Origin of the sequence: Kosakonia sp. BYX6 (assembly GCF_038449125.1) — a bacterium.
Classification (GTDB): domain Bacteria; phylum Pseudomonadota; class Gammaproteobacteria; order Enterobacterales; family Enterobacteriaceae; genus Kosakonia; species Kosakonia calanthes.
The window spans coordinates 281,476-306,997 of record NZ_CP151800.1 but is presented as its reverse complement, the minus strand read 5'-3'; the positions used below and the strand labels follow the sequence as shown (position 1 = coordinate 306,997).

23 protein-coding genes are annotated in these 25,522 nt (G+C 55.4%); 17 read left to right on the top strand and 6 right to left on the bottom strand.

From position 1 onward, the window contains the following. Positions 1–45: 45 nt before the first annotated feature. The 11 genes from gorA to potE all read left to right on the top strand — a co-directional run bounded on the left by gorA (position 46) and on the right by potE (position 12,005). On the top strand, positions 46–1,398 hold the full coding sequence (gene gorA, locus AAEY27_RS01265) for a glutathione-disulfide reductase (protein ID WP_342323160.1): 1,353 nt from the start codon (positions 46–48) through the stop codon (positions 1,396–1,398). 68 nt (positions 1,399–1,466) lie between these two features. Continuing rightward, positions 1,467–2,510 (top strand): dipeptidase, encoded by a 1,044-nt coding sequence (locus AAEY27_RS01260; protein WP_342323159.1) that lies wholly within the window; start codon positions 1,467–1,469, stop codon positions 2,508–2,510. A gap of 39 nt (positions 2,511–2,549) precedes the next feature. After that, positions 2,550–2,621 (top strand): pyrroloquinoline quinone precursor peptide PqqA, encoded by a 72-nt coding sequence (gene pqqA, locus AAEY27_RS01255; protein WP_071789594.1) that lies wholly within the window; start codon positions 2,550–2,552, stop codon positions 2,619–2,621. Between the two features lie 53 nt (positions 2,622–2,674). Next, positions 2,675–3,586, top strand: coding sequence for a pyrroloquinoline quinone biosynthesis protein PqqB (pqqB, locus tag AAEY27_RS01250; RefSeq protein WP_342323158.1), 912 nt, complete (start codon positions 2,675–2,677; stop codon positions 3,584–3,586). An 8-nt stretch (positions 3,587–3,594) separates the two neighbouring features. Next, positions 3,595–4,350, top strand: a complete 756-nt coding sequence (gene pqqC / locus AAEY27_RS01245; protein WP_342323157.1) for a pyrroloquinoline-quinone synthase PqqC — start codon at positions 3,595–3,597, stop codon at positions 4,348–4,350. Further along, on the top strand, positions 4,350–4,628 hold the full coding sequence (gene pqqD / locus AAEY27_RS01240; RefSeq protein ID WP_425294651.1) for a pyrroloquinoline quinone biosynthesis peptide chaperone PqqD: 279 nt from the start codon (positions 4,350–4,352) through the stop codon (positions 4,626–4,628). The genes pqqC and pqqD overlap by 1 nt, the downstream gene beginning before the upstream one ends. After that, a complete protein-coding gene (gene pqqE, locus AAEY27_RS01235) occupies positions 4,621–5,754 on the top strand; it encodes a pyrroloquinoline quinone biosynthesis protein PqqE (protein WP_342323156.1) in 1,134 nt (377 codons plus the stop codon). Before pqqD ends, pqqE begins: the two co-directional genes overlap by 8 nt. A 2-nt stretch (positions 5,755–5,756) precedes the next feature. Then, on the top strand, positions 5,757–7,946 hold the full coding sequence (gene pqqF, locus AAEY27_RS01230; RefSeq protein ID WP_342323155.1) for a pyrroloquinoline quinone biosynthesis protein PqqF: 2,190 nt from the start codon (positions 5,757–5,759) through the stop codon (positions 7,944–7,946). A gap of 199 nt (positions 7,947–8,145) precedes the next feature. Continuing rightward, on the top strand, positions 8,146–8,250 hold the full coding sequence (gene speFL, locus AAEY27_RS01225) for a leader peptide SpeFL (protein ID WP_342323154.1): 105 nt from the start codon (positions 8,146–8,148) through the stop codon (positions 8,248–8,250). A 252-nt stretch (positions 8,251–8,502) separates the two neighbouring features. Next, positions 8,503–10,689 (top strand): ornithine decarboxylase SpeF, encoded by a 2,187-nt coding sequence (gene speF, locus AAEY27_RS01220; protein ID WP_342323153.1) that lies wholly within the window; start codon positions 8,503–8,505, stop codon positions 10,687–10,689. Further along, positions 10,686–12,005, top strand: a complete 1,320-nt coding sequence (gene potE / locus AAEY27_RS01215; protein WP_342323152.1) for a putrescine-ornithine antiporter — start codon at positions 10,686–10,688, stop codon at positions 12,003–12,005. Before speF ends, potE begins: the two co-directional genes overlap by 4 nt. A gap of 108 nt (positions 12,006–12,113) precedes the next feature. On the opposite strand, the gene AAEY27_RS01210 is transcribed toward potE, so the two are convergent. From AAEY27_RS01210 to AAEY27_RS01200, 3 genes are all read right to left on the bottom strand, one after another. Further along, complete coding sequence (locus AAEY27_RS01210) at positions 12,114–12,686, bottom strand: HNH endonuclease (RefSeq protein ID WP_342323151.1); 573 nt, start codon at positions 12,684–12,686, stop codon at positions 12,114–12,116. A gap of 38 nt (positions 12,687–12,724) precedes the next feature. Then, a complete protein-coding gene (locus AAEY27_RS01205) occupies positions 12,725–14,119 on the bottom strand; it encodes an AAA family ATPase (protein ID WP_342323150.1) in 1,395 nt (464 codons plus the stop codon). A gap of 158 nt (positions 14,120–14,277) precedes the next feature. Then, entirely contained in the window at positions 14,278–15,171 is an 894-nt protein-coding gene (locus AAEY27_RS01200; protein ID WP_342323149.1) for a LysR family transcriptional regulator, read from the bottom strand. 131 nt (positions 15,172–15,302) lie between these two features. On the opposite strand from AAEY27_RS01200, the gene aguB reads away from it, so the two are divergent. Continuing rightward, entirely contained in the window at positions 15,303–16,187 is an 885-nt protein-coding gene (aguB, locus tag AAEY27_RS01195) for an N-carbamoylputrescine amidase (protein WP_342323148.1), read from the top strand. 3 nt (positions 16,188–16,190) lie between these two features. Beyond that, complete coding sequence (gene aguA / locus AAEY27_RS01190; RefSeq protein ID WP_342323147.1) at positions 16,191–17,273, top strand: agmatine deiminase; 1,083 nt, start codon at positions 16,191–16,193, stop codon at positions 17,271–17,273. A gap of 33 nt (positions 17,274–17,306) precedes the next feature. Here aguA and AAEY27_RS01185 read toward each other — a convergent pair whose 3' ends face one another. Further along, positions 17,307–17,714, bottom strand: coding sequence for a GNAT family N-acetyltransferase (locus AAEY27_RS01185; protein ID WP_342323146.1), 408 nt, complete (start codon positions 17,712–17,714; stop codon positions 17,307–17,309). 305 nt (positions 17,715–18,019) lie between these two features. Here AAEY27_RS01185 and AAEY27_RS01180 point away from each other — a divergent pair, with 305 nt between their 5' ends. After that, the gene (locus AAEY27_RS01180; protein WP_342323145.1) at positions 18,020–19,678 is read left to right on the top strand and encodes an alpha,alpha-trehalase; all 1,659 of its coding nucleotides are present in this window, start codon (positions 18,020–18,022) and stop codon (positions 19,676–19,678) included. 651 nt (positions 19,679–20,329) lie between these two features. Here the strand turns inward: AAEY27_RS01180 and AAEY27_RS01175 are convergent. Continuing rightward, positions 20,330–21,919, bottom strand: coding sequence for an STY4199 family HEPN domain-containing protein (locus AAEY27_RS01175; protein ID WP_342323144.1), 1,590 nt, complete (start codon positions 21,917–21,919; stop codon positions 20,330–20,332). 227 nt (positions 21,920–22,146) lie between these two features. Between AAEY27_RS01175 and AAEY27_RS01170 the strand changes: the two genes are divergently transcribed. Next, positions 22,147–22,545, top strand: coding sequence for a YdeI family stress tolerance OB fold protein (locus AAEY27_RS01170; protein WP_342323143.1), 399 nt, complete (start codon positions 22,147–22,149; stop codon positions 22,543–22,545). A 46-nt stretch (positions 22,546–22,591) separates the two neighbouring features. On the opposite strand, the gene AAEY27_RS01165 is transcribed toward AAEY27_RS01170, so the two are convergent. Then, positions 22,592–23,350, bottom strand: a complete 759-nt coding sequence (locus tag AAEY27_RS01165; protein WP_342323142.1) for an SDR family NAD(P)-dependent oxidoreductase — start codon at positions 23,348–23,350, stop codon at positions 22,592–22,594. Between the two features lie 118 nt (positions 23,351–23,468). Between AAEY27_RS01165 and AAEY27_RS01160 the strand changes: the two genes are divergently transcribed. Next, on the top strand, positions 23,469–24,371 hold the full coding sequence (locus tag AAEY27_RS01160; protein ID WP_342323141.1) for a LysR family transcriptional regulator: 903 nt from the start codon (positions 23,469–23,471) through the stop codon (positions 24,369–24,371). Between the two features lie 49 nt (positions 24,372–24,420). Next, positions 24,421–25,452 carry an inner membrane protein YhjD gene (yhjD, locus tag AAEY27_RS01155; RefSeq protein ID WP_342323140.1) on the top strand — a complete coding sequence of 344 codons (1,032 nt, stop codon included), beginning with the start codon at positions 24,421–24,423 and terminating at the stop codon, positions 25,450–25,452. Positions 25,453–25,522: the final 70 nt, after the last annotated feature.

Genomic DNA, 25,522 nt, shown 5'->3' with positions numbered 1-25,522 from the left:
CAATCGCGACTCTTTTCGACTTCGTTCAGGATTAAGGAAACGACCATGAGCAAACATTACGACTACATCGCCATCGGCGGCGGCAGTGGTGGCATCGCCTCTATTAACCGCGCCGCTATGTATGGTCAAAAATGCGCACTGATCGAAGCAAAAGCGCTTGGCGGCACCTGTGTGAACGTCGGTTGCGTACCGAAAAAAGTGATGTGGCACGCGGCGCAAATAGCCGAAGCTATCCACCTTTACGGCCCGGACTACGGTTTTGACACCACGGTTAACCATTTCGACTGGAGCAAATTGGTTGCCAGCCGTACGGCGTATATCGACCGTATCCACACTTCTTATGAGAACGTGCTGGGTAAAAATAACGTCGATGTCATTCGCGGTTTCGCCCGGTTTGTCGATGCAAAAACCCTCGAAGTGAACGGTGAGACGATCACCGCCGATCATATTCTGATCGCCACCGGCGGGCGCCCAAGCCACCCGGATATTCCAGGCGTGGAATACGGCATTGATTCCGACGGTTTCTTCGAATTGCCCGCGCTGCCAAAACGCGTGGCGGTGGTTGGCGCAGGGTATATCGCCGTCGAACTGGCGGGCGTGATTAACGGCCTGGGTTCTGAAACGCACCTGTTCGTGCGTAAACATGCGCCGTTGCGCGCCTTCGATCCGCTGATCACGGAAACGCTGGTCGAAGTGATGGCGGCCGAAGGTCCGACGCTGCACACCCACGCTGTGCCGAAATCGGTGGTGAAAAACGCCGATGGCAGCCTGACGCTAACGCTGGAAGATGGCCGCGCGCAAACCGTAGATTGCCTGATTTGGGCGATTGGTCGCGAACCGGCAAACGACAATTTCAACCTCGCCGTCACCGGTGTGAAAACCAATGACAAAGGCTACATCGACGTCGATAAATTCCAGAACACTAACGTGCCGGGGATTTACGCCGTGGGCGATAACACCGGCGCCGTTGAACTGACGCCAGTTGCCGTTGCCGCAGGCCGTCGTCTTTCCGAACGCTTGTTTAACAACAAGCCGGATGAACATCTGGATTACAGCAATATCCCGACCGTGGTGTTTAGCCACCCGCCTATCGGCACCGTCGGTTTAACCGAACCGCAGGCGCGCGAGCAGTACGGCGACGACCAGGTGAAAGTGTATAAATCCTCGTTCACCGCGATGTACACCGCCGTCACTTCGCACCGCCAGCCGTGCCGGATGAAACTGGTGTGCGTCGGCGCGGACGAGAAAATCGTCGGTATTCACGGCATCGGTTCCGGTATGGATGAGATGCTGCAAGGTTTCGCGGTAGCGCTGAAAATGGGCGCGACCAAAAAAGACTTCGACAACACCGTGGCCATCCACCCGACGGCCGCCGAAGAGTTTGTCACCATGCGTTAAATCGCGTTAAAAAACTGGCCGTTAAGGCCAGTTTTGCTTTTGCCCCGAACTCACAAAAGGCACGGACAATGGCAACAGCACTTCCTCATTTCCCCGTTTTTGATGGTCATAACGACTTACTGCTGCGCCTGTGGATCGAGCAAAACCCGGTTGAGCGCGTCTTCAGTGGCCTTACCGGCGGCCACCTTGATTTCCCCCGTATGCAGCGTGCCGGTTTCGCCGGTGGATTGTTCGCCGTGTTTGTGCCGCCCGCCCGTTATCTCGCCCAACAGCGCGGCATCTCACTGGCAGAAGCGGAAGCCGCACACGATCCGCTCGTCATCTGCCACCAGCAAATCGATCTTTTTTACCGTATGGCCGAAGCCTCGCAGGGCAAAATGGCAGTGTGCCGTAGCGCGCGCGACATCGCGCAATGCCTGCAAAGCGGTACGCTGGCGCTGGTGCTGCACATGGAAGGCGCAGACGCGCTCGATGCGGCGCTCACCCAATTTGACACGTTTGTCGGGCGCGGCGTGCGCAGTATTGGCCCGTTCTGGAACCTTCCCAATGCGTTTGGCGAAGGCGTTAACGGTCCATTTCCCGGATCGCCAGACACCGGGCCAGGCCTGAGCGAGGCGGGAAAAGCCCTGATCCGCGCCTGCAATCAGCAGCGCATCATGGTTGATCTGTCGCATATGAATGCGCAGGCGTTCTGGGACACCGCAGAACTCAGCACGGCGCCGCTGGTGGCCACCCATTCCAACGCCCATGCGCTCTGCGCGCAGCCGCGAAACCTCACCGACGACCAGTTGCAAGCCATCGCTGCCAGTGACGGGCTGGTCGGTGTCAACTTCGGCACGGCGTTTCTGCGCGCCGATGGGCAGCGCAACGGTAACACTTCCTTAACGAAAATTTTTCAACACATCGAGTATCTGGTTACTAAACTTGGAGAGGATCGCGTGGCGTTCGGCTCAGATTTTGACGGCATTGAACTGCCGGATGAACTGGGCGATGTCACAGGTTTACCGCGACTGATGGCCGTGCTGATGGAATCTGGCGTCGATCGGGTGCTTGCCGAAAAGCTGGCCTGGCGAAACTGGTTGCGGGTGTTAAAAATGACCTGGGGTGACTAGCGACCGAGCGTTACCCCTCTCATCTCAAGGAGATACGCTATGTGGACAAAACCAACGTTTGTTGATCTGCGCCTGGGTCTGGAAGTGACGCTGTACATTTCCAACCGCTAACCGCACCTGCCCGCCTTGTTGCGGGCTCTTTTCTTCATTTTCCGGTCTGACACATGCTGATTACTGTTCTGGGTTCGGCAGCGGGCGGCGGTTTCCCACAGTGGAACTGCAACTGCCCCAACTGTGCGGGTGTGCGTAACGGCACGATGAAAACCTCGGCACGTACACAATCCTCGATTGCGATAAGCGATGACGGCAAAAATTGGATGCTGTGCAACGCCTCGCCCGATATCCGCCACCAGCTTTTGGCCACGCCGGCACTGCATAAACCCGAGTTGCTGCGCGGCACCGGCATCGGTTCGATTATCCTCACCGACAGCCAAATCGACCACAGCGCGGGGTTGCTCAGCTTACGCGAAGGGTGCCCGCACCAAGTCTGGTGCACAAAAGAAGTCCTCGACGATCTCAGCAGCGGTTTTCCGGTCTTTCCCATGCTGAGCCACTGGAACGGCGGGCTTATTCACCACGCCATCGAACCGCTGGAACGCTTCCAGGTGGCGGTGTGCCCTGCGTTGCACTTCACCGCTATTCCGCTACTGAGCAACGCACCGCCGTACTCGCACTATCGCCATCGGCCGCTGCCCGGCCACAACGTGGCGCTGTTTGTTGAAGAGAATAACAGCGGCAAAAGCCTGCTGTATGCCCCCGGTCTTGGCGAGCCGGACGCGGCAATCATGCCGTGGCTGGAACGCGCCGATTGTTTGTTAATCGACGGCACGCTGTGGCGCGATAACGAGCTGAGCGCTTGCGGGGTCGGCAGCCATACCGGCAAAGAGATGGGGCACCTGGCGTTAGCGGAAGAGCAAGGTCTGATGGCGTTGCTGGCCTCGCTGCCCGCCGGGCGCAAAATTCTTATTCACATTAACAATACCAACCCGATCCTTAACGAAGATTCCCCGGAGCGTCACAGCCTTGAACAGCAAGGCATTGAAGTGAGCTGGGACGGGATGGTCATCGCGTTATAAGAGGTTCCATGACTGAGGCGACACGGTTAACGCCCGAGGAGTTTGAAGCCGCGCTGCGCGCGAAGGGCAAGTACTATCACATTCATCACCCTTATCACATCGCGATGCACAACGGCGAAGCGACACGGGAGCAGATTCAGGGCTGGGTCGCGAACCGGTTTTACTACCAGACCAGCATTCCGATTAAAGACGCGGCCATTATGGCGAACTGCCCGCACCCAGAAGTGCGCCGCCAGTGGGTACAGCGCATCCTCGATCATGATGGCGATGCGCAAAACGAAGGTGGTATCGAAGCCTGGCTGCGCCTTGGCGAAGCGGTCGGTTTGACGCGTGAAAGTTTACTCTCTGAGGAGCGCGTGTTGCCTGGCGTGCGTTTCGCCGTGGATGCTTACGTCAACTTCGCGCGCCGTGCCTGCTGGCAGGAAGCCGCGTGCAGTTCGCTGACCGAACTGTTCGCCCCGCAAATTCATCAGTCGCGTCTCGACAGTTGGCCCCAGCACTATGGCTGGATTGAACCCAGCGGTTATGACTATTTCCGCAGCCGCCTCGGCCAGGCGCGACGCGATGTCGAACACGGTCTCTCCTTGGCGCTGGCCTGGTGCGATACCGCCAAAAAACAGCAGCGAATGCTGGAGATCCTGCAATTCAAGCTCGACATCCTGTGGAGCATGCTCGACGCGATGACGCTGGCGTACAGCCTGAATCGCGCCCCTTATCACACCGTGACGGATGATGCGGTGTGGCACACAAAGAGGCTGGTGTAATGGATATCCAACCGAACCAGATTCCCCAATTTCGCCGCGGTTACCGCCTGCAATGGGAAGCGGCGCAAGATTGCCACGTCATTCTTTACCCGGAAGGTATGGCAAAACTGAACGACAGCGCGACCGCGATCTTGTCTGAAGTGGACGGCATCAAAAGCGCGGGCGAAATCATCGCCACGCTGGAAGCCCGCTTCCCCGATGCCGAAGGGTTGGCGGCGGACGTGCTGGAATTCCTGGCGCAGGCGTATGAACAAAAGTGGGTGATTTTCCGTGGCTGACTCCGGTAAAACGGTCAATCCGCCGCTGTGGTTGCTGGCGGAGTTAACCTATCGCTGCCCTTTGCAATGCCCGTACTGCTCCAACCCGCTTGATTTTTCGTCCCGGGAAAACGAGCTGACCACCGCGCAGTGGATTGAGGTTTTTCGCCAGGCACGGGAAATGGGCAGCGTGCAGTTGGGGTTTTCCGGCGGCGAACCGCTGTTGCGTAAAGACCTGCCGGAGTTAATCAGCGCCGCGCGCGAACTCGGTTTTTACACCAACCTGATCACGTCGGGCATCGGGCTAAGCGAGAAAAAACTGCACACCTTCGCCGATGCCGGGTTGGATCATATCCAGATCAGTTTTCAGGCAAGCGATCCCGCGCTGAACGCCGCGCTGGCAGGCAACGAGAAAGCCTTTCACCAGAAGCTGGCGATGGCGAAAGCGGTAAAAGCGTTGGGCTACCCGATGGTGCTGAACTTTGTCTTGCATCGCCACAATATCGACCAAATAGACCAGATCATCGCCCTTTCATTGCAGCTGGAAGCCGATGATGTCGAACTGGCGACCTGCCAGTTTTACGGCTGGGCGCAGCTTAATCGCGAAGGGTTATTGCCAAGCCACGAGCAGATCGCCCGCGCGGAAGCCGTGGTGAAAGCCTACCGGGAAAAGATGGCGGAAAACGGTAACCTGACGAATTTGCTGTTTGTCACGCCGGATTACTACGAAGAGCGCCCGAAAGGCTGCATGGGTGGCTGGGGAGCGATCTTCTTGAGCGTCACGCCGGAAGGCACCGCACTGCCGTGCCACAGTGCGCGTCAGTTGCCGGTAAAATTCCCCTCGGTGCTGGAACATTCGCTGTCGCACATCTGGTACGACTCCTTCGGTTTTAACCGCTACCGAGGCAATGACTGGATGCCGGAACCGTGTCGTTCCTGCCCGGAAAAAGAGCAGGACTTCGGCGGCTGTCGTTGCCAGGCGTTTATGCTGACCGGCGATGCCGACAATGCCGACCCGGTGTGCAGCAAGTCACCGCATCATGGCACCATCCTTGCGGCGCGCGAGGCGGCGAATCATAGCCGAACCCGCGTCGACGAGTTGCGTTTTCGTAACCGGGTGAACGCCCAACTGATCATGAAAGGCTAACCGTGCAGACCTCGCGCTTTCGCCTGGATAACGGTGTTGATGTCACGCTGGTGCATCAACCGGACGCACGCCAGGCGGCGGCGCTGTGGCGCGTCGATGCCGGAAGCCTGCATGAGCCTGACGCCTGGCCCGGTCTTGCGCATTTGCTGGAACATATGCTGTTTCGCGGCAGCCGCAGTTACCCGGATGCCGAGCGGCTGATGAGCTGGGTGCCAGCGCAAGGTGGGCGACTGAACGCCTCGACCCGCCTGGCGCAAACCGCTTATTTTCTTGAAGTGCCTGCTGACCAGTTACAACCGGGGCTGTTACGCCTGACGGATATGCTGGTCGCGCCGCTGCTTAACGCCGGTGAGCTAGCCGCGGAAGTGGAGGTGATCGACGCCGAGTATCATCTATTACAACGTGATGCGGAAAAGCGCCGCGAAGCCGCGCTGCTTCACAGCATGAGCCACGACGGTCGCCTTGCGCGCTTTCGCATCGGCAGCCGCGAAAGCTTTGGCGCGCGCACCGATATGCTCCACCAGGCGCTGAACGATTTCCACCAACTGCATTATCACGCCGGTCGTCGGCATCTCTTTTTACAAGGGCCGCAACCGCTGGAAACCCTCGACACGCTGGCACGTCAAAGCGCGCAAGGGCTACCGTCGATGATGCAGACATTGCCCTTCACGCTCCAGCCATCAATGAATCTTGATCAGGCGTTGCAGCAGGCGCGCGAAACCACGCTGACGTTCAGTTTTCTGATCCCCACTGCCGCCTGTGGCGCACTGCGCCAGCTACAAACGCTATTGCATGATGAAAGCGTCGGTGGGCTGATGGCGGCATTTCGCCAGCGCAATTTAGTCACGGCCATCGCCGTGCAGGTCGATCGGCTGGATGCGACCACGCACTGGCTGCGGCTCACCCTGACGCTCAGAGATAACTCCGTCAGCACCGCGCAGGTTGAAGGGCTGTTTTCCCGCTGGCTGCACGCGGTGGGCGCACTCAGTCACGCGCAATGCGCGGCAGTGCGCGCTTTCGCACGGCAAACGTTCGCGCAACTGCCGCCGCTGGAAGCGCTGCGCGAACGCGCGTTTGGTCTGCCGCCGCCCGACAAGCATGCCTGGGAAATATTATTGGCGGCATTAACTCCGCACAATCTCACCCGCCTGTGGGCATCGCCCGACGTTGCCGGGCAGCGCTGCGAAAGCCAAGGTTTCCGCCTGATACTGGCGCCTTTTGCGCAACCTGGGGCGGCGGACGTCACCGAGAGTGAATTCACCCCCTTTCTCACGCCCGCGCCGCCGGTGCTGCCAACACTGCCGCCGCGCGTGGTTCCGCTGGCCTGGCAACCCCGGCAACAAGCCGCATCGCTGCAACTGCGCCCGGCTCCGGCAACGCCGTTCAGTGATGAAGAGGGCTGGAGAATGCTCTCTCGCCTGCGAATGCTCAGTGCCGACACCGCCCGGCTGGGCGGAAAACTGACCGTGCAGCGCGAGCAGGGCATCTGGCAGCTCAATCTTTGTGGTAACCCGCTGTTAATGCAGGCGATGTTGGCAAGTCTCACTCAGCGTTTGCAGGCTCTGGATAGCAACGCCGCAGCGCAAGGCCGCCTTGCGCTGGCGCAGGATCGGGCGCTGGAGAGGCAAGGCAGCGCCATTCGTCGCCTGCTGGCGCAATTGCCGCGCGAACTGCACGCGGCCATCGCAAAACCGACGCAGCAACACTGGCAAGCGCAGCTCACCGGCGGCAACGCGGGGCTGCACCAGGCGCTATCGCGGCTGCTGAGTGAGTTTATCTATCCGATAAAAGCCGAATCCGTAGCGCATGGGCTTATTCCTTCCGGTCAGCACTATTCGCTGGCGGCGCATGAAGAGGAGAACGCCCTGCTGCTGTTTCTGCCGCTGGAAGCGCGTGAATGTGTGCCGATGCAAGCGCTGATTCTGCGTTATCAGCCGCGCTTTTTTCACCAGATGCGGGTTGAGCGAAGCCTCGGGTATGTCGCGCAGTGCCAATGGCACCGTTGCGCCGACCTGCAAGGGGTGCTGGTGGCGTTGCAGTCACCGAACCATTCACCGGACAAGCTGTTTGCCGAAGTGCAGCGTTTCTTTGCCCAGCAAGCGCAGGCCGAGCAACGTCCTGAGGCACATTGGCTGGCGCAACAACTACCCGCTGCGTGGCGGGGTACAACGTCAATAAAGCCGCAGAATTAACCTGGCCTGTTCGTTATTACAGATATTTCGTAGGCTTTTTTGATTGAGACTATTCCAACTCATCACAATCATTATTTATTTCAAAGAGGCGAAAAGGAATCAATTCCCCCCGCACATCGGAAATTTGAAAGCGTATATAAAAAATACAATCATGCTAAGATACTGCACCTTGCAACTCCCGAGGACAGGTATAAAAGAAATGGAAAATAATAGCCGTACAATGCCTCATATCAGGCGTACGACGCATATTATGATGTTTACCAACCGTAATAGCTTCGACTTTCATTTCTTTAATGCCCACTAGTCTTTAATTCGGGCACGCCAGCGTACCGCTCATCTGGAACGCTTGTTGCGCAGGCTAAGCGCCTGTAACACGCAGTGCTCACCCCATTAAATCCTGCATTTCCTGTTACCGGACAGGTTAGGATTTTCTGCATCTGAAATAAATAGACCGCTGCGTTAATTCTTTGCGCGTGATTTTTATTTTCCCGGAAATATCGATTTCTCATTAGAGAAGTTGAAGGCTTTTTATTACCTTAATTTAAAGAAGTTGACTATGTCTGATTTAAAAATCGCTGTAAGTACTTCCTGTATTGGTTGTTTTTCAACACAGCGCAGCATCGTAAATATTGATGAAACCAAGTTTATTGATGTTGCTGCCGTCGTGTTATCTGTCAATGATATTGAACGCGGTAAACTCGACGAAATTCTCGCCACCGGCTACGGCATTCCTGTTTTTGTCGTGACCGAGGGTGATGAGTGCGTCCCGGCGGAGCACCTTCCGCGCATTTCAGGCGTGTTTGAACTTAACGAGTCTCGCACCGAGTTTTATGGTCGCCAGTTGGAAACAGCCGCCAGCCATTATGAAACGCAGCTGCGTCCGCCGTTCTTTCGCGCACTGGTTGATTACGTGGCGCAGGGCAACAGCGCGTTTGACTGCCCAGGGCACCAGGGCGGCGAGTTTTTCCGTCGCCATCCGGCAGGCAATCAGTTTGTTGAATACTTTGGCGAAACGCTTTTCCGCTCCGATCTGTGTAACGCAGACGTCGCGATGGGCGATCTGCTGATCCACGAAGGCGCGCCATGCATTGCCCAGCAACACGCGGCAAAGGTGTATAACGCGGATAAAACCTACTTCGTGCTGAACGGTACGTCGTCCTCCAACAAAGTGGTGCTTAACGCGCTGCTGACGCCGGGCGATCTGGTACTTTTCGACCGTAATAACCACAAATCCAACCACCACGGCGCGTTACTGCAAGCCGGTGCGACACCGATCTATCTGGAAACCGCGCGTAACCCGTATGGCTTCATCGGTGGTATTGATGCGCACTGTTTCGAAGAAGATTATCTGCGCGAGCTGATTAGCGAAGCCGCGCCAAAGCGTGCGAAAGATGCGCGCCCGTTCCGTCTGGCGATCATTCAGCTGGGTACTTACGACGGCACAATTTATAACGCCCGTCAGGTAGTGGATAAGATTGGTCACCTGTGTGACTACATTCTGTTTGACTCCGCGTGGGTCGGTTACGAGCAGTTCATCCCGATGATGGCTGATTGCTCGCCGCTGCTGCTGGAACTGAATGAAAACGATCCGGGCATTCTGGTGACCCAGTCTGTGCACAAACAGCAGGCCGGTTTCTCCCAGACGTCGCAGATCCACAAAAAAGACAGCCACATTAAAGGCCAGTCTCGCTATGTACCGCATAAGCGTATGAACAACGCGTTCATGATGCATGCCTCCACCAGCCCGTTCTACCCGCTGTTTGCCGCGCTGGATATCAACGCCAAAATGCATGAAGGCGTGAGCGGTCGCAACATGTGGATGGACTGCGTTGCGAACGGCATCGACGCACGCAAACTGATCCTCGACAACTGCCAGCACATCCGTCCGTTTGTGCCGGAAACCGTTGATGGCAAACCGTGGCAGTCCTATGCCACCTCAGAAATCGCCAACGATCTGCGTTTCTTCCACTTCATTCCGGGTGAACGCTGGCACGCATTCGAAGGCTACGCCGAACATCAGTATTTCATTGACCCTTGCAAACTGCTGCTCACCACGCCGGGCATCAACGCGCGCACCGGTGAATATGACGCCTTTGGCGTTCCGGCCACCATCCTCGCCAACTTCCTGCGTGAAAACGGCGTGGTACCGGAAAAATGCGACCTCAACTCGATCCTGTTCCTGCTGACCCCGGCGGAAGACATGGCGAAGTTGCAACAGCTTGTCGCGCTGCTGGTACGTTTCGAAAAACTGCTGGAGTCCGATGCGCCGCTGTCTGAGGTTCTGCCTTCTCTGTACAAGCAGTACGAAGATCGTTACGCCGGTTACAGCCTGCGCCAGCTGTGCCAGGAAATGCATGACCTGTACGCACGTCATGATGTGAAACAGCTGCAAAAAGAGATGTTCCGCAAATCCCACTTCCCGCGCGTCACCATGAACCCGCAAGAAGCCAACTACGCCTATCTGCGTGGTGAGGTTGAGCTGGTTCGTCTGCCGGAAGCCGAAGGCCGTATCGCGGCGGAAGGTGCGCTTCCTTACCCGCCGGGCGTGCTGTGTGTGGTTCCGGGCGAAGTATGGGGCGGCGCAGTACTGCGTTACTTCACCGCACTGGAAGAGGGTATCAACCTGCTGCCGGGCTTTGCGCCAGAACTTCAGGGCGTGTACCTCGAAGAGCATGACGGCCGTAAACAGGTTTGGTGCTACGTCATTAAGCCTCGCGAAGCACAGAAAGGGGAAACGCTGTGAGTACAGCCAAATCCAATAAAATGGGCGTCGTCCAGCTTACCATTTTGACCATGGTCAATATGATGGGCTCCGGGATTATCATGCTGCCCACGAAATTGTCTGAAGTCGGCACCATCTCGATCATCTCCTGGCTGGTGACCGCCGTGGGTTCAATGGCGCTGGCATGGGCTTTCGCTAAGTGCGGCATGTTCAGCCGTAAATCCGGCGGCATGGGCGGCTACGCGGAGTATGCGTTTGGCAAATCCGGCAACTTTATGGCGAACTACACCTATGGTGTATCGCTGTTGATTGCCAACGTCGCTATCGCTATTTCCGCCGTGGGTTACGGCACCGAGTTGTTCGGCGCCACGCTGTCGCCGGTGCAGATCGGCCTTGCGACCATCGGCGTGCTGTGGCTGTGTACCGTCGCGAACTTTGGCGGCGCGCGCATCACCGGGCAGATCAGTAGCATCACCGTTTGGGGCGTTATCATCCCAGTGGTAGGTCTGTGTGTGATCGGCTGGTTCTGGTTTAGCCCGACTATGTATGTTGAAGCATGGAACCCGCATCATGTGCCGTTCTTCAGCGCGGTTAGCTCATCAATCGCCATGACGCTGTGGGCGTTCCTCGGTCTGGAATCAGCCTGTGCGAACGCGGAAGTGGTTGAAAACCCGGAGCGTAACGTGCCAATCGCCGTTCTGGGCGGCACGCTGGGCGCGGCGGTGATTTATATCATCTCCACGAACGTGATTGCCGGGATTGTACCGAACATGGATCTGGCGAACTCTACCGCGCCGTTTGGTCTGGCCTTCGCGCACATGTTTACCCCTACCGTGGGTAACATCATCATGGCGTTGATGATCATGTCCTGCTGCGGTTCATTGCTGGGCTGGCAGTTCACCATTGCACAGGTCTTTAAATCCTCGGCGGATGAAGGGTATTTCCCGAAGATTTTCTCCCGTGTAACCAAAGTGGATGCGCCGGTGCAAGGGATGTTAGCCATCGTGGTTATCCAGAGCGTGTTATCGCTGATGACCATCAGCCCGTCGCTGAACAGCCAGTTTAACGTGCTGGTCAATCTGGCGGTGGTGACCAACATCATCCCGTACATTCTGTCGATGGCCGCACTGGTGATCATTCAGAAAATGGCCAACGTAAACCCGACGAAAGCCAAAGCCGCGAATATCATCGCGTTCATTGGTGCGCTGTATAGCTTCTACGCGCTTTACTCTTCAGGTGAAGAAGCGATGCTGTATGGTTCCATCGTGACCTTCCTCGGCTGGACGCTGTACGGCCTGGTATCGCCACGTTTCGAACTCACCAATAAGCAAAACTGAGTACACTTCCGGGAGCTGTAAAAGGCTCCCGCGTGTTCAGGTAAATAAGAAACCGACTTCCTCGTCGGTTTTTTTATTTCCCCGGTATCCAGCGCAAAACAGTCCATCTTACGGTCGAGTAATGTCAGTGTTCGGGTGCAACGTTTCTAACGCGGTGCAAACTTCCGGATGAGGTTGAAAGACGGTGTACCAGACAGACCAGTAACCTTGGGTCGCACCGGCCAAAACATCATCGATTGTCATCGTTTCGTTTTGATAGTGCCCCAGAAAGATCCGGGCAACGTTGAATGCCACCCGTCGGGCGAGATTTAAATGGCTCTGCGGCTGCTGAGAATCATCAAGGCAAACCAAATCAATCGTGTTTTGGACTTCCTGAAGCAACGGGTTTGCAAGCCCTGCGGCAGGTTGCACCCGACCATCAGGCCAGTATTTCAGAAGCGTATAAGTGTTGTGCGTATCCGGCCAGACATAACTCTGCCGATTGTTGTTATTACTTTTTTTAAAATCGCGATTACATCGCATACACCCCAAAAGCATGTTATTCCAGTCAGTGGCTAAAGTAGGATTGAGTGATTTCGGCGCAACATGCTCAACGTCAAATTTCCCCAGGCACTCGCAGTAGGAGCAATAAGTACCAAATGCAGTGATCAAAGGCTGCAAATAGGATTGATAATTTGTCACAGGTTTCCCGGTATAAGCTGGGCGAAGAACCGGCCTCATTATTTTGCCTCCCTGGCTTTCTTCCTGCGCTCAGCGCGTAATAGCGCGACATAAACGGGGTTATCACCAAAGTATTTCTCAATGCTGTCCAGCTCTTCTGATAGCGCTGCAACCTCAGGATCGCTCTCTGGTTTGCCACTGTTTAATAGCGCGTAATAGCGGCTGGCTGTTTCAACCTGCTTATTAAATATTGCGCTACGTTGCACATTATCCATACCCATCCATTTTTCTGCGATGTCCTCAACACTCATCTCTTTTCCGAGATCTGGCGCTTCATTCGCGTTGATTTGATCGAGATCGATTAACTCTCCCTCCTTAACGGACTGAAGAATAAAAGGCGAATGCGTTGACACAATAAATTGAAGGTTTGGAAAAACGTCAACCAGACGCGGTAAGAACTCACGCTGCCATTCAGGATGAAGGTGCAAATCGACCTCATCAATAAGGATAATCCCTTCTGATTCCAGCGGGTTAGTTGAAAACGGGTTCGCCTCAGCGAGCCTTGCGGCAATATCCATCACCATCGCAAGCGTGGTGCGATATCCATCACTGAGTTGTTCGATTTTTAATTGATGTATCTCAGTTTTCTTTACATTGCCGCTTTCAGGTAACGGCGTTAGCTTTATTTGGTTTGTCGCGTCGGGATTATTCTCGTCACCTTCAAGCGCCACGTAATTTTTTTGCCAATCAACCATGATCCCGGCGGGCTCGACGGAGCGAATATTACTGAATTGCGGCATCAGACGTTTCACTGCCAACCGTATTGCAGATAGCTCCGGTAACTCTACATCAAAAGAGCGATGCTCCTTTTGTAGGCGACTTTCTCTCTCTTCGAGGCCATAGAAATATTGAACAAAACGGCGAAAGTTCGTTTTGCTTTCAAGCGCGCCATCCAGCGCTTCAAAGCGGGTAAATTTGCTTTTAAAGTCACGCTTGCGCATCGGCACATCAAATACTCCGCGCCCGGTACCGTAATAAATGAAGACCGGTAAGGTATACGGCTCGCCATCATTATGGGCATTGATAAAAGTATCAACGCGCTCATTAAGCGCTTTCAAACCCATCCCTGGCGGAATCTCTTTGAGCGTTTTTTTGGCTTTATCACGGCGTTCCGTTCGGTCCCACACCACCCCATCAACGCTTTCACATTGGATACGCATATAGGCAGGCTGCTTTCCATCTGGCTTGATGCGGAAATCCGTTTTCTTAAAGCTCAAACCACTCACACCGGGTAATCGAGTAAGAAAAGAGCCCAACCCTAATGCAATTGCATCCAGTAATGTTGACTTACCCGCCCCGTTACGGGCAATGAGAATCGTCAGGCGAGGATGTAATTTAACTTCCGTATTTTCAAAACAACGAAAGTTGGTAAGGGTAATCTTAGCTATCTTCACGATCGTGAACTCCGGCTCTCAAAGTCGATGCGGTATAGTTGTAGAAAATTCGCCCGAATGCAATTGCAACTGTCGAGTATGCTTAAAACCGCAGGCTTTAACCTGTTTATGCTTGTAAATCAGCATAATTTGACCGATCAAAATGATGAAAATCTGCGCTAAATGCGCGCGGTTTTTAACTCATTTATCAGCCATTGCACAGCAGGCTGGTAGTCATAAAGCCGGTGCGTGAGCAGCAGCAAATCGTAGGATGGCGCCCCTTCCGGCAAAGCCATAATGCGCAGCGGCAACATGTTTGCCAGCTCCTGGGCGATGCGAAACGGCACGCACATTAAATAGCCCGTCGCCACCGCCACACGCCCGCCAACCGCATAGCTTTGCACCACCGTTGCCAGCGGGCGATAGAGATGCTGCGACAACAGCCAGCCATCAATGTGATCCGCGCCAGAACTGACCGCCGGTAAATGGATCTGCGCTTCGCTGACCAAATGCTTAAGCGTCAATTGATCGGGCAAATCGGTGCGATCTTGCGAGGCGATAGCGACAAAATGGTCGGAGATCAGTCGGTGTTTGTTGAAGTAGTGCGGAATATGCTGCACGTTTTCAACACCGATAAACGCATCCAGTTGCCCCTTTTCCACCCGCTCAACCTTGATGGTTTCGGAGAGAATATCCACCGATAGCCGCACATTCGGTGCGGCGGTTTTGAACTTCGCGGTCAGCACCGGCATAAACATAAATTCGAAATAATCCACCGCGCCAAGGTAAAAGGTGTGCGCATCGCGCGCGGGATCAAAATGGCTCGGCCCGCGCGTGGCGGTGTCCAGCTTGCTGAGCGCGCCTTCAATTACCGGGATCATCATCGCAGCATAGGGCGTGGGTTCCATGCCGTTGCGGGTGCGGATAAACATCTCGTCTTTCAACTGCTCGCGCAGGCGGTTTAGCGCATGGCTAAACGCCGATTGGGATAAATTCGCTTTCTGCGCCGCGCGCGTGACGTTCTTCTCTTTCGCCAGAATCGGCACCAGCCGCAGTAAATTCAGATCGACCATGATTATGCATCCTGTTCATGTTTTCATGATAACAATACATTTTATGCATAACGCAGATCGTTGCTATAGTTTGCACCACACTAAGTGCTGATAATTTGCACTGACCGAACCGAGACCCACGGGAGATATTTATGAGAAATGTAACTGTCGCCGCAACCCAAATGGCTTGTACCTGGGAACTGGAAAAAAACATCCAGAATGCTGAGCGTCTGGTGCGCGAAGCTCACCGCCAGGGTGCGCAGATTATCCTGATTCAGGAACTGTTTGCCGCCCCTTACTTCTGCATCGATCAGAGCCCGGAGCACTACGCGCTGGCGCAGGAAGTGGACAACAGCCCGATTATCAAACATTTCTCCGCGCTGGCAAAAGAGCTGGAAGTGGTACTGCCGCTGAGCTGGTTCGAAAAGTGCAACAACGCTTATTACAACTCGCTGGTGATGATCGACGCCGACGGCAGCGTGCTGGAAACCTACCGCAAAACCCATATTCCAAACGGCCCGGCCTACCAGGAAAAACAGTTCTTCATTCCTGGCGACACCGGTTTCAAAGTGTGGAACACCCGCTACGCGAAAATCGGCGTCGGCATTTGCTGGGATCAATGGTTCCCGGAAACCGCACGTTGCCTGGCATTGCAGGGCGCGGAACTGATTTTCTACCCGACCGCCATCGGTTCTGAACCGGCTTACCCGGATATTGACAGCCAGCCACACTGGACCCGCGTACAGCAGGGTCACGCCGCCGCAAACGTTATCCCGGTAATCGCCTCTAACCGTATCGGCACCGAAGCCAGTAAATACATTGATGGCCTGGAAATGACCTTCTACGGCTCATCATTCATTGCCGACCAAACCGGCGCGCTGGTTGAGCAGGCTAACAAAACCAGCGAAACCGTGCTGGTACACACTTTCGACCTGGATGCCGTTGCCGCGCAGCGCGCGTCCTGGGGGCTGTTCCGCGATCGTCGCCCGAACATGTACGACGCGATTGCCACCTCCGATGGCAGCGTAAGGAGCTAAGCCATGTCACAACTGACCACGCCCGTGCAGGACGGATTTAGCATGCCGGCGGAATGGGCGCCTCATCAGGCTGTTTGGATGATTTGGCCCTATCGTACCGATAACTGGCGTGCCAATGCGGAGCCTGCGCAGCAGGCATTTGCCGCTGTCGCCAAAGCCATCGCGCAGAAAACGCCCGTCATTATGGGCGTACCGGCGGCGGAAATGGCCAAAGCGCGCGCGACCATGCCAGCCGAAATCACGCTGGTAGAGATGGAAAGTGACGACGCCTGGATGCGCGACACCGGCCCAACCGTGGTGGTCAACCCGGCGGGTGAAAAGCGCGGCATCAGTTGGACATTCAACGCCTGGGGCGGCCTGAATGGCGGCCTTTACGCAAGCTGGGATCGCGACCAGTTGGTCGCCGAACAAGTGGCGAACTACCATCAAATGCCGTGCTACCACACGGATCTGGTACTGGAAGGTGGTTCTATTCATGTCGATGGCGAAGGCACATTGCTGACCACCGCGGAATGCCTGCTGAACCCGAACCGCAACCCGCATCTGAACAAAGAGCAGATTGAACAGCAACTGCGCGAGTACCTTGGCGTGTCGCACATCATTTGGCTGCCGGACGGCGTGTTCAATGACGAAACCGACGGTCACATCGACAACATGTGCTGCTTCGTGCGTCCAGGCGAAGTGGCGCTGCACTGGACCGATGATGAAAACGACCCGCAATACGCTCGCTCGGTTGCCGCGCTGAATGTGCTGGAAAGCACCAAAGACGCGCAGGGCCGTCGCTTAAAAGTGTGGAAAGTGCCGTCGCCGCAGCCGCTGTATGCCAGCGCAGATGAAATCTGCGATGTGGAGAAAGGCACGGCGATTGAGCGTCACGAAGGCAACCGCCTGGCGGGTTCCTACGTGAACTATCTGGTCAGCAACCAGCAGATTATTTTCCCGCTGCTGGATCCAGCGACCGATGGCGCAGCGCAGGCGCTGTTTGAAGAGATGTTCCCGGATTTCGTCATCACGGGCGTTCCGGCGCGTGAAATTTTGCTCGGCGGTGGCAACATCCACTGCATTACCCAGCAAATCCCACGTTGATAAATCGCCCGGCGGCCTGTGTCGCCGGGTGTTTTACAAGGCGCGCGACATGCGAATGTACTGCACCTCTTTTTTGTAAAACGGTTCCCCTTCTGCCTCAAAACCGAATCGGCTGTAAAACGCGGTCGCCGACGTTCTGGCGTCGAGTTGCACAAAATTCACCCCCGTCTGCACTAATTTTTCGAGCACCGCTTGTAATAAAAATGCGCCAAACCCTTGCCGTTGTTGGGCGTGTAAAGTGGCAAATTTGCGAATCTGGCAGCGCTGTTCACCCAACATAAACACCGACAGACAGCAGACAACCTGCTCGTTTGCACGCACGCCAACGTGCCAGGCTTCGTCATCCCCCTCGACACGCGAAGCCGCGCGCTCAAGATGCGGCCACAGTACCGCCTGGCGGATATCAAGGCATTGCTCTAACGTAATAGTGGCGAGTTCCAATGATTTTTCCTCAGCGATAAAATTGTTTACCCTACTCTACCTTGCACAAATACGCAGCGGAGGGATTATTCACAAATCGTTGCAAAACGAATGCTCCGAAAATCGACCCTGCGTTAGCTTATGCGTTATTTAACTTATATATAAATAATCAATAAGTTGTGGACATCGCGTGACCGGGATGCGGGGCATGAAACGTGATCAACCGCACAGTTTGCTCCCCGACATCGAAGCGAATGTCTATGCTTAATTGATAGCCGGGCAACACCCGTAAATTTTTACGACGACATCCGGAGGCCAGAGTCACTATGTTCAACCAGAAACAACAAAGCGCTGAATTGATGGAATTGGTATTCGAGGACGAAACCTACGAAACCGATCCGTGCGAGTTAAAACTGGATGAAATGATCGAGGCGGAACCGGAACCGGAAATGATCGAGGGGATGCCCGCATCCGATGCGCTGACCCCTGCCGATCGTTACCTCGAACTGTTTGAACACGTGCAGTCATCGCGTATTTTCGCCGATAGCAAAACCTTCCCTGACTGCGCGCCGAAAATGGATCCGCTCGATATCCTGATTCGCTATCGCAAAATCAAACGCAAACCGGAGTTCAATTTACGCCAGTTCGTGAAGGCGCATTTCTGGACGCCGGAAAACCACGCCAAAGAGTATGTTTCCAACCCGGAAAACTCGCTGAAAGAGCATATCGACCAGCTATGGCCGATACTGACCCGCGAGCCGCAGGATCATATTCCGTGGTCTTCGCTGCTGGCGCTGCCGCAATCCTATATTGTGCCGGGCGGCCGTTTCCGTGAGACCTACTACTGGGATTCTTATTTCACTATGTTGGGGCTGGCAGAAAGCGGGCGCGACGACCTGCTGCGCTGTATGGCCGATAACTTCGCGTGGATGATTGAACGTTACGGACATATTCCGAACGGCAATCGCACCTACTATTTGAGCCGTTCGCAGCCGCCGGTGTTCGCCCTGATGGTCGAACTGTTCGAAGAAGATGGCGTGCGCGGCGCGCGGCGCTACCTTGAGCACTTGCTGATGGAGTACGCCTTCTGGATGGATGGCGCGGAATCGCTGGTGCTTAACCAGGCGTACCGCCATGTAGTGCGTATGCCGGACGGTTCATTGCTCAACCGTTACTGGGATGATCGCGACACGCCGCGTGACGAGTCCTGGATCGAGGACGTGGAAACCGCCCGTCATTCAGGTCGTCCGCCCAATGAAGTTTATCGCGACCTGCGCGCGGGCGCGGCGTCCGGCTGGGACTACTCTTCCCGCTGGCTGCGCGACACGCAACGGCTGGCCAGTATCCGCACGACGCAGTTCATCCCGATCGATCTGAACGCGTTTCTATTTAAGCTGGAAAGCGCGATTGCCAATATTTCCGGGCTGAAAGGCGACCGGGAGCGTGAAGCGTTGTTCCGCCAGAAAGCGAGCGATCGTCGGGCGGCGGTAAATCGCTATTTGTGGGATGACGAAAACGGCTGCTACCGCGATTACGACTGGCGTCGCGAAGAGATGGCGCTGTTCTCGGCGGCCAGCATTGTGCCGCTGTACGTCGGCATGGCGACCCACGAGCAGGCCGATCGGCTGGCGGAAGCGGTGACAGCGCGTTTGTTGACGCCGGGCGGTATTCTGGCGACCGAGTACGAAACCAGCGAGCAGTGGGATAAGCCGAACGGCTGGGCGCCGCTGCAATGGATGGCGATCCAGGGCTTTAAACTGTACGGCAACGACGCGCTGGGCGATGAGATTGCCCGCAACTGGCTGCAGACGGTGAATCTCTTTTACCAGCAGCACCACAAGCTTATCGAGAAGTACCATATCGCGGGCGGTACGCCGCGCGAAGGGGGCGGTGGTGAGTACCCGTTGCAGGATGGTTTTGGCTGGACCAACGGCGTGGTACGCCGGTTGATCGGTTTGTATGGCGAACCGAAATCGGAAACGTAGGCCGGATAAGGCGATAGCCGCCATCCGGCGTGATGCCTGATTGCCTGATGGCGCTTCGCTTATCAGGCCTACGCGCCAGGCTACCCATTCAAAAACGTTGTCCATACCTGTAGGCCGGATAAGGCGGTAGCCGCCATCCGGCGGGATGTCTGATCGCCTGATGGCGCTTCGCTTATCAGGCCTACGCGCCAGGCTACCCATTCAAAAACGTTGTCCATACCTGTAGGCCAGATAAGGCGGTAGCCGCCATCCGGCGTGATGCCTGATTGCCTGATGGCGCTTCGCTTATCAGGCCTACGCGCCAGGCTACCCATTCAAAAACGTTGTCCATACCTGTAGGCCGGATAAGGCGGTAGCCGCCATCCGGCGTGATGTCTGATCGCCTGCTGGCGCTTCGCTTATCAGGCCTACGCGCCAGGCTACCCATTCAAAAACGTTGTCCATACCTGTAGGCCGGATAAGGCGGTAGCCGCCATCCGGCGGGATGTCTGATCGCCTGATGGCGCTTCGCTTATCAGGCCTACGCGCCAGGCTACCCATTCAAAAACGTTGTCCATACCTGTAGGCCGGATAAGGCGGTAGCCGCCATCCGGCGGGATGTCTGATCGCCTGATGGCGCTTCGCTTATCCGGCCTACGGTTTTATAAAACCTCAATCAATCGCGTTATAAATGGCGGAATGAATATCCGCCCATTTGCGGTTCTCATCCGACGGTTCCGCCTCGTAACGCAACTGCGCCTGCTCCATCTCATACCGTTCGCGCTCCACCACCGGCGGTAAAGTACAAAACGCCCGCAAATAGTTTTTCACAATCGACGTCAGCTTCTTATTCGCCGCCATTTCATGGGTTAAGGTGGCGATAAACCGTCGGCATGGCCGATTCTCATCCATTTGTAGCCGGTAGCGCAGCAGCAGATCCAGCACATCGTTGTATTCGGAAATTACCGCTTGCTCCGTCCACGACAGTTTCCAGTTCATGCCGGTACGCAGAAACAGCGACACCACGCGCGTATCGTTACGATCGATGGCCGAGCGAAAGTTGTTTTCATCGCGCGCCAGCCCCATTCGGGTAAGTTCCTCTTTTGGCGACGGCCTTTCACGATCATTAGAGATCGGCACCGACATGTTCGCTTGCCGCGCGACCGGTGCAGAGATCTCGCCGGTAAACAGCCAAAACGCGCCGATCACGATCGTCAGCACCGCAACAACAACCGCGCCCCACAACACACTGGAGAGCATCTGTTCCCGCTCTTCACGGCTGCGCACCGTGCGCTTCGCCGGTTTATCAATACTGTCACGCATTGGCATGGTGTCTCCTCCGGCGGCGCGATCTTTTTTCCGCGCCTGTTCCCAGAATTCGTCCATATCGCCGCCCGCCTCCTGCAACAACGCGGCGGGATCTGTTTTACTCCGCCCCTCATCCAGAGCGCGCTGCACCGGCCCGGTGATTTGCGGATAGTAATTTTCCAGCATCAACAGTTGGTTCGAGGTCAGCGGCTGGCCGGACACCACACAAGCACGCATTTCACGCACATCATCGAGAAACGTTTGCAGGGTTTTGCGCGGTTCCAGAAACAGGTTCAACACCGACGCATCATTGAACAGCCGGGCGTAGTGCTGACCGAACTCTTTCTTATCCACCAGCAGCAGCGCCAGCTCACTAAAGCGCATCCCGCTTAGTACATCGTTATGATCACCCAGGCGCAGCCAGCGGCGCACGCGATCGGCGCCAAACTGCGTTTTCAGGTGGTTACGCAGGCGTTCAGGATCCGACCATGCCTGCATCACCAGCGATTTGATCATCAATTCCAGCGCGCGTAACTGTTGCAGCCCCTGCTGTTGCGGCTGCGCGCCATCGGATTTCAGCGACGTGCTGTAACTCAGCAATTTTTGTTTTTTACGCAGGTTCTCTAATGCGCTGATAAATCTCAGCGCGGCAATCAACTGATTTTCTGTCACATTTTGCCCGCTCTCATAGCGAGGAACGAGCTGTTGCAGGTGGCGAAGCTGCAAGGTGAACTGGGTTAATTCTGCATCGTTGAGTTTCAGTCGTTTAGCCACCGCGCCCCAACCACCCATACTCAGGCGCGCAATATCCAATTGTTCCAAAAACCAGCGCGGATCTTTTCCTTCATCGAAATGCACATTCAGTAGCAATAAGATTTCGACCGACGCTTCGCGAATAATGGCAATGCATTTTTCAAACTGTTCACCCGTATTAACCGGGGCAGGAGATGTCATTATTTTCCCTTAAGCACAACTTAAGAAATAACCAACTGACCGATGTCAGCACGTAATTTTTTCTTTATTTATGAGTCGTTAAAAGATAGCCCAGCTCGCGATTATTATCAGTGATACTTGTTTCAACATGAATAAAAACAGGTGGAGACATTCAGTAAATTCATGCTTTACACCTTCCCCTCCTCTGCCAGGCTTAAAAGGTGTTCAGAAAAATTTCAGGAGAAGTTATGAAGAAGATTGTGCTTACCGCCTGCGTGGCGGCGCTGTTCTCCATGACGGCATTCGCGGAAGACGCGCCAGGTTTAAAAGCAGATAAAGCGCCGCCACCGCCGCATAAAATGGATGACGGCTATCGAGGGATGGAAGATGCGCGCACCATGACGATTCAACAGGCGAAAGGCCTGCATGACGGTGCGTCGATTTCACTGCGCGGTAACCTGGTGGAAAAGCAAGGTGAGGATCTGTATGTGTTCCGCGATAAAACGGATCAAATTCAGGCCTATATTCCGATGGCGTTGTTTGATGGCAAATCGCTGTCACCGGATGAACTTATTGGCATCAGCGGTTCGCTGGATAAAAAACAGCAGCCTGCCCGCATCCGGGTTACCCATTTTCAGAAGCAGTAATCCGTACGCGCCCGGAGGCAGAACGCCAACCGGGCGTCGCCAGCACTTACAGGAACATACCGCCAGACACTTCAACGCGTTGCGCATTCATCCACGCCAACTCATCGCTCAGCAACGCGGCAATCGCATCGCCAATATCGTCAGCCTGACCCGCGCGGCCCAGCGCCGTGTTTGACGCAATGAGCTTGTTCACTTGCGGATTGTCACGCACCACACCGCCGCTGAAATCCGTCTCAATGGCACCCGGCGCAATGATATTGACCGAAATCCCGCGCGCGCCCAACTCTTTCGCCTGGTAACGCGTCAACACTTCCATCGCCCCTTTTACGGAGGCATACAGCGCGCGGCCCGGCTGGCAAAAACGCGTTAATCCGGTGGAGACATTCAGAATGCGCCCGCCATTTTTCAGCAGTGGCAGCAGCACCTGCGTCAGGAAGAAGGGGCCTTTGAATTGAATGTTCACCATCTCGTCGAACACCGCTTCGCTGGTCTCGGCAAACGCGTAATTGCTGCCGATTCCGGCGTTGTTCAACAAATAATCAAACGACTCACGATCCCACACCTCTTTGAGCAGTTTTTGCACGTCCAGCGCGAAGTTGGCGAATTGGGAAATATCCCCCACGTCGAGCTGCAACGCCACGGCTTTCACGCCTTTCGCTTCGATGTCGCGCACAACTTCATGCGCAGCCTCGGCGTTTTGGTTATAGGTCAGGATAATGCCGGTTCCCTTCGCCGCCAGTTTCAGCGCCGCGTTTTTACCCAGCCCGCGGCCACCGCCCGTCACTATTGCAATTGGTTGTGTCATAAGAAACCTCGTTTTCGTTAATGGGGTGTACAGGAAAAGCTTATTAGCTGACGCCGCAGCAATAAAGGTGCTAATTTACGCTTCACTGTTTCATTTATGACAACAATGGGGCGCAGTGATGGATAAAATTTACGCAATGCAACTGTTTATTCGCGTGGCAGAATTAGCGAGTTTTTCCAGGGCGGCAGACTCGTTGGGGCTTCCTAAGGGTAGCGTATCGCGCCAGGTTCAGGCGCTGGAAACCCAACTGGGCACGCAACTGCTCCATCGCACCACGCGCCGCGTACAGCTCACGCAAGACGGTGCGGTCTATTACGAGCGAGCGAAAGATCTGCTGACCAATATGGATGAACTCGACGGCATGTTTTTGCACGACCCGTCGAGTATCAGCGGCCGTTTGCGCGTCGATATGCCGGTGGGCGTCGCCAAAAATTTGGTGATTCCCCGCCTGCCCGCGTTTTTGCAGCAGTATCCCGGCATCGAACTGGAACTGAGCAGCAGCGATCGGCTGGTGGATATCATCCGCGAAGGCTTTGACTGCGTGGTGCGCGTCGGCACGCTGAAAGACTCGGGGCTGATCGCCCGCCAGCTTGGCAAGCTTTCGGTCATCAACTGCGCCAGCCCGGATTATCTGGCACGCTTTGGCTACCCGGAAACCCTCGACGATTTATCGTCCCATGCGCTGGTGCATTACGCCGTGAATCTCGGCACGCGCCCGCAAGGTTTTGAAGTCTGGCAGGATAAACAGACTAAATGGGTGAAAACCGGCGGCATTCTGACGGTGAACAGCACCGAAACGTATCATGCCGCTTGCCTGGCGGGGCTCGGCATTATTCAGGTGCCGCGCATTGGCGCGCGTGAGGCGCTGCGCAGCGGAAAACTGGTGGAAATTCTGCCGCAATACCGCGCGGAGCCGATGCCGGTGTCGCTGATTTACCCGCATCGCCGTAATCTTTCCCGCCGCGTGCACCTGTTTATGGAGTGGCTGGCGACCGCCCTGAAGGATTATGTCGACCAGTAGCGGCTATAATTTGGGATATAACACATTCAGGAGAAGGAAAAGAGACCTGATGACGCCGGAAAATCACGAAAAACGCCCGACGCAAGACCTCGATTACGAACCGGTCAAAAAGATGGCTGAGCCGTCTGAAAACAAGAAAGATGACGCGCCAGGAAAAGTCAGCAGCACGCTGGCGACGGTCACCGACACGGCGCAAAAAATCCAACGCCGCCCGCTTGTCGCGCACTTAATCCGCGCAACTGAACGCTTTAACGATCGCATGGGCAACCAGTTTGGCGCGGCGATCACCTACTTCTCGTTTCTCTCGATGATCCCCATCATGATGGTGTCGTTTGCCGCCGCCGGTTTTATCCTCGCCTCGCACCCGACGCTGTTGCAGGACATCTTCAATAAGATCCTGACCAGCGTCAGCGATCCGACAATGGCCTCAACACTTAAAAATACCCTTAACATCGCCGTGCAGCAGCGCACCACCGTCGGGATTGTCGGGCTGGCTGTCGCGCTCTATTCCGGCATTAACTGGACGGGCAACCTGCGTGAGGCGATTCGCGCCCAATCGCGCGATGTTTGGGAGCGTAACGCGCAAGATGAAGAGAAGATTTGGGTGAAGTATTTCCGCGATTTTGTCTCGCTGATTGGCCTGTTGGTGGCGCTGATCATCACCCTTTCCATTACTTCTGTTGCCGGTTCAGCGCAGCAGTTGATCATCGGCGCGCTGCATCTTGATTACATTGAGTGGCTGAAACCGGTGTGGGGGCTGATTGGTCTGGTGATTTCTATTTTCGCCAACTACCTGCTGTTCTTCTGGATTTTCTGGCGATTGCCGCGCCATCGCCCGCGTAAAAAGGCGCTGATTCGCGGCACCTTTATCGCCGCGATTGGCTTTGAGGTGATCAAAATCGTCATGACCTGGACGCTGCCATCGCTGGTGAAATCGCCGTCGGGCGCGGCGTTCGGCTCGGTACTTGGCCTGATGGCTTTCTTCTACTTCTTCGCCCGCCTGACGCTGTTTTGCGCCGCGTGGATCGCCACCGCGCAATACAAAGATGACCCGCGCATGCCGGATAAAACCCACCGATAAATTCATCATCGGGCTGATAAGTGAATGGAAATATCAGCCCGATCAATCATTTCAGCAGGAAAAACCAGAC

Coding starts and splice junctions, on each gene's coding strand:
- pqqD (WP_425294651.1), top strand. CDS start 4,350: ATGGATATCCAACCGAACCAGATTCCCCAATTTCGCCGCGGTTACCGC.
- aguA (WP_342323147.1), top strand. CDS start 16,191: ATGTCACAACTGACCACGCCCGTGCAGGACGGATTTAGCATGCCGGCG.
- speF (WP_342323153.1), top strand. CDS start 8,503: ATGTCTGATTTAAAAATCGCTGTAAGTACTTCCTGTATTGGTTGTTTT.
- aguB (WP_342323148.1), top strand. CDS start 15,303: ATGAGAAATGTAACTGTCGCCGCAACCCAAATGGCTTGTACCTGGGAA.
- AAEY27_RS01180 (WP_342323145.1), top strand. CDS start 18,020: ATGTTCAACCAGAAACAACAAAGCGCTGAATTGATGGAATTGGTATTC.
- AAEY27_RS01175 (WP_342323144.1), bottom strand. CDS start 21,919: ATGACATCTCCTGCCCCGGTTAATACGGGTGAACAGTTTGAAAAATGC.
- yhjD (WP_342323140.1), top strand. CDS start 24,421: ATGACGCCGGAAAATCACGAAAAACGCCCGACGCAAGACCTCGATTAC.
- AAEY27_RS01260 (WP_342323159.1), top strand. CDS start 1,467: ATGGCAACAGCACTTCCTCATTTCCCCGTTTTTGATGGTCATAACGAC.
- AAEY27_RS01200 (WP_342323149.1), bottom strand. CDS start 15,171: ATGGTCGATCTGAATTTACTGCGGCTGGTGCCGATTCTGGCGAAAGAG.
- pqqC (WP_342323157.1), top strand. CDS start 3,595: ATGACTGAGGCGACACGGTTAACGCCCGAGGAGTTTGAAGCCGCGCTG.
- AAEY27_RS01160 (WP_342323141.1), top strand. CDS start 23,469: ATGGATAAAATTTACGCAATGCAACTGTTTATTCGCGTGGCAGAATTA.
- pqqB (WP_342323158.1), top strand. CDS start 2,675: ATGCTGATTACTGTTCTGGGTTCGGCAGCGGGCGGCGGTTTCCCACAG.
- gorA (WP_342323160.1), top strand. CDS start 46: ATGAGCAAACATTACGACTACATCGCCATCGGCGGCGGCAGTGGTGGC.
- AAEY27_RS01170 (WP_342323143.1), top strand. CDS start 22,147: ATGAAGAAGATTGTGCTTACCGCCTGCGTGGCGGCGCTGTTCTCCATG.
- speFL (WP_342323154.1), top strand. CDS start 8,146: ATGGAAAATAATAGCCGTACAATGCCTCATATCAGGCGTACGACGCAT.
- AAEY27_RS01165 (WP_342323142.1), bottom strand. CDS start 23,350: ATGACACAACCAATTGCAATAGTGACGGGCGGTGGCCGCGGGCTGGGT.